This is a genomic window from Pantoea sp. ME81 (assembly GCF_903970985.1).
GTDB lineage: Bacteria > Pseudomonadota > Gammaproteobacteria > Enterobacterales > Enterobacteriaceae > Pantoea > Pantoea communis.
Map to the genome: position 1 here is coordinate 1 of NZ_CAJCKS010000291.1, position 3,695 is coordinate 3,695.

Here is a 3,695-nt window from a genome sequence, read left to right on the forward strand (position 1 = left end):
CCTTTCCGGTTGCAGACCTGGGCCAGATAAGCGCGTGGGATGATTTTTTTATCCCGGGTTCAGCAGCAGGGGAGTATACCTACGAACTCATGAGGGTGAATGGTCTGGAAAACGATGGCGTCCTTCTCTGCTTCCGTTGTAAAGGCGACGGCCATATGGCGAGCGGCAGGATTAACGACCTGTTCCGTCTTACCCTGACATCTGAATACGGTGTGAACCTGTCGTCATTTTTGCAGTTTTTCGTTTATCTCAAAAGCCATCTTCAGCCTCACCAGCTGCACTCTTCAGAATACGTGATCAACGTCCACAGTCCGGATTTCATCGTCAATGCCCTTGGTCAGCATCATCCATACTGGTTTACCCAACTCAGACGTCGCTGTCCGGCCCCCTGGCTTGAACATATTCTTAACGGGCGGCGCCCTTTTCCGGAATTCGGTGGATACGATGACTGCCTGAGGGAAATCGCAGCGGTGCCTTTTCTGCCTGCAATACCTTCATCAGCCTGAGGGCCGCGAGTCTGAAAATGCACCCTGGAGAAGCACAACATGTTCATCCGGTGGTTTCAGCATTGCATTCACATCAGGCAGCAGTTCTGCTGATAAAAGTTTACTCACTCCATGTTGCATTCCACATAACTTACTATATGTGGGGCTCTCCGCGGCCTGGCTCCTTTACCTTTATTAACTCTGGAACCGGAGCGTAAGCAGTCTTTGCGGACATCGGTGACGTGACGCTTCCTCGACACGGCTGTTCGTTCCTCGCGCTGCTGCGGGACGCCTCAGCCGTATCTCCGGCGAGCGTAGAGAGCCGACAGTTAACGGCAGGTATTTTTTCCGGGACCCGTTGTGCAGAGCTGACGGACCGTTCTAATCTGGACGAAACGACTTTTAACCTCCCGGGGTAACCTATGGATGGCCACACCTCACCCGCACGCTTTCTCGCTTATCTTCTGACTGAGCACGATGTCTCCGTGACGCAGTTGTGTGACCGCAGCGGACTCGACAGCGATATTGTCTGGGCTTTTCTGGCGGGTCGTCTGCCGGTGACGCAGACGCTGGCAGAACAGCTGGGTATCGTTTTTCACTCCCCCGGATTCTGGCTCACCCGTCAGGCCATCTGGATGCGGACGGAGCCCGACGCAGACTCAGCGACCGGTGGCGACGTCACACCGCTGTGCTAAAGCAGAATAATTGTGAATGTCTGCTGATCGCTGTGAGTTCAACTGATGGACGCAACACTCTTATTGAACCGCTCTGCGGGTGATTCATAGTCTAGCGTTTTTCACCGGGCTGTCGTAATCCCCTCGGACGACTACACTCTGATGCGTCTTACCGCCCTTGCGCACCTGCACGCACTTACCGGAGACATCACCCTGCCCCGCCGCCAGTATGGAAGATATATCCTGTGCTTTGCATTGGGATATGAATGTGAATTCTCAGCCTGAACCCCTTCCGTCGCAGAAAAGACTGGCAGCGATAAGCTCCGGATTGTCAGTCTCAGCCCACGCCGGATTAATTAAATGCGTACTTCACGCTACCGCTATGCCGGACGTGCTGACGCTCTGGACAAATTATGCAAAGAGTTACCGCCCTGACTTTACTGAGATACAAGCACTGGATGGATGCCGGGATGCTCAGCGCCATTGCCGACACGGACGCGCGCCGTTTCCGCGCTGAACGCCGTGAGATGCTCAGGCTTATGCACCACATGCACGTCACTGACATGCTCATCCGTGCCAACCTGAAGGGGGAAGCGCCATCCCGGCAGAATCTCAGGCCGCACAGGATGCCTGAGGAAGCAGTCCTGGTGCCGTGCATGCTGGCCTGCTCCGGCTGGTTCATTGAATATGCAGCCGGCATGCCGGCCGAAGCCTGGGATTGCCCCATTGTGTACCGGCGCAGGGACGGAAAGATGGCGCAGACAACTCCTCTTGGCCTTATTGAGCAGGTAATACTCCACGGTACTCGACACCGCGGCGCGGTGAGCTGGCTGATCCATGCGTGTGGCGTTCAGCCCCCCTCAGGATGTGGTGTCACATTTTCTGCGTAAACAAATGACGTCTTTCGACAAAAGGGGCTGACGGGATAGCGATAATCCCAAAGTTTTGCCAGAAACCGGACCCTTCCGATAAAACCCCGCAAAATCAGGCATCAGGCCTGCTAATCAATTGCTGATGAAGTTGCAGCAGAAAAGTTAACAGACTTACATCCAGGGGTTTCTGGATGAGAACATTCCGAAGGAATGCGGCCTAATCCTAAATAACAATCTATTTAAATTAGAGGGTTATGCATCCAGCTATGCGATGTTAGATTGGGGTGCAACATTAGCAGTGCTTAACCCCACCTCTGCGAGAGAGCATTGTTCCGCCTTGAACAAAACAGGCCCACTGATAATCATTAAGTGGGCCTTTTTTTAATAAAAATTTTTGCTCATCACGGTCAGTCATTTCAATTTTAACCCCCTCAGTTTCAGTGCCATTCTTCTTCTGCGTCACACAGCAAATAAGCCATTTTTCCTTAACCTGGGGTTTTGATGAGTTACATTTTTCACCGCCGCGAGCCGGAAGATAAAAAGATCATTGTGATAAATGAACAATGGCAAATTACATACTGGATGCTCTCACTGCAGACTACACAGGATAAGCTGGTGAAAGCCCTTAAAACGGTGGGCACAGACCCGGAAGCCGTTAAGCGCTATCTTCTACACTGAGCTTACTGACTTACCCACCTCCCGGTGGGTTTTTTATTTATATCAGGGCATCTGACTGTAAGCGGGCATCAGCTAGAAGTCAGCTGCTGGTCAGGAATCTCTGAAAGCTGCTTAACCGAAACGCTGACACATCCCCCTCTGCACTCTCCCATTACAGGCCAGAATGACGGCCCCCCTCAGCTGCAGGATTATCAGGCTGTGTAATTTCTTCCGGCCAGCCCTCCCGTAAGGCTCACTCGCGGCTGTAGTTCATAAGGGAACCCTTTTTTATTCCCGCTCAGACATATCCTGTGTCGATATCGATATCCTTCCGGGAACGAATGTGTTTACCGGGTCCCGGACTGCTCCTACAGCGCTGTCATCCCTGCAGACCAGGCAGCAGACCGTAATTCAGCGTGTGACGATAAGAGGCTGAATAATCTGCAATCGCATAGTCCGTCTGATTCGGGTCTGTTCATGCAGGCTCTTCGCCGCCGTATTCATGGCTGGAACTGAGATGCAATGTCAGCTATTTTGCTGAAAAAATAACCCCACAGACTGAGCAGATGAAAGACGCAACAGGTATCCGGATGAAGATGCACGTTCGTATCGGTTACCGGATATGGGCCTGGCTGCTGGCCATCGCTTCCGGTGGCGCGCTGTGCTTCTACACCGGGTCTGAAGCCGCGGTGCTCTTGATGATGAAAGCGCTTTGCCTGTGTTCAGGCATCACCGGTCTGGCGGGCACCTTCATCGCGCGCGTGCTGCGCTGACGAGAAGAAAGGCGAACAGAACGCTGAAAATGCAGCTATCAGCTCAGTCAAAAGTAATGTGTAAAAGTGCAATAATTGCACTTTTCTGAGCCTGTTTTGAAAAATTAAAGGAAACGTTATTACAGGATGGCACCTGAAACTCTGGCGAAAAAGCATGCTCTGGACGCGTGAACGCGCGGCCACCGAGCTTGGCGTGAGCCTGCGCACGTAAAAATTTATGAAATTGCGAAGGAA

General features: G+C 52.3%; 6 protein-coding genes and 1 pseudogene. 5 read left to right on the forward strand and 2 right to left on the reverse strand.

All coding sequences use genetic code 11. The annotated features are described in order from the left end of the window. From H7A81_RS26390 to H7A81_RS26400, 3 genes and pseudogenes are all read left to right on the forward strand, one after another. Nucleotides 1–506: pseudogene (locus tag H7A81_RS26390) on the forward strand (hypothetical protein); the annotation flags it as partial. A gap of 401 nt (nucleotides 507–907) precedes the next feature. Then, entirely contained in the window at nucleotides 908–1,180 is a 273-nt protein-coding gene (locus tag H7A81_RS26395; RefSeq protein WP_052206199.1) for an XRE family transcriptional regulator, read from the forward strand. A gap of 392 nt (nucleotides 1,181–1,572) precedes the next feature. Continuing rightward, nucleotides 1,573–2,049: a DinB family protein gene (locus H7A81_RS26400; RefSeq protein WP_182059246.1), complete on the forward strand. Its 477-nt coding sequence runs from the start codon at nucleotides 1,573–1,575 to the stop codon at nucleotides 2,047–2,049. 274 nt (nucleotides 2,050–2,323) lie between these two features. On the opposite strand, the gene H7A81_RS26405 is transcribed toward H7A81_RS26400, so the two are convergent. Further along, nucleotides 2,324–2,494, reverse strand: coding sequence for a hypothetical protein (locus tag H7A81_RS26405; RefSeq protein WP_182059247.1), 171 nt, complete (start codon nucleotides 2,492–2,494; stop codon nucleotides 2,324–2,326). Between the two features lie 38 nt (nucleotides 2,495–2,532). On the opposite strand from H7A81_RS26405, the gene H7A81_RS26410 reads away from it, so the two are divergent. Together H7A81_RS26410 and H7A81_RS26415 are read left to right on the forward strand one after the other, a co-directional pair. Next, entirely contained in the window at nucleotides 2,533–2,709 is a 177-nt protein-coding gene (locus H7A81_RS26410) for a DUF3606 domain-containing protein (RefSeq protein ID WP_072215039.1), read from the forward strand. Between the two features lie 569 nt (nucleotides 2,710–3,278). Then, nucleotides 3,279–3,461 carry a hypothetical protein gene (locus H7A81_RS26415; RefSeq protein WP_182059248.1) on the forward strand — a complete coding sequence of 61 codons (183 nt, stop codon included), beginning with the start codon at nucleotides 3,279–3,281 and terminating at the stop codon, nucleotides 3,459–3,461. A gap of 43 nt (nucleotides 3,462–3,504) precedes the next feature. Here the strand turns inward: H7A81_RS26415 and H7A81_RS28045 are convergent. Next, a partial coding sequence (locus H7A81_RS28045; protein ID WP_220458126.1) for a hypothetical protein occupies nucleotides 3,505–3,695 on the reverse strand: 191 nt, incomplete at its 5' end.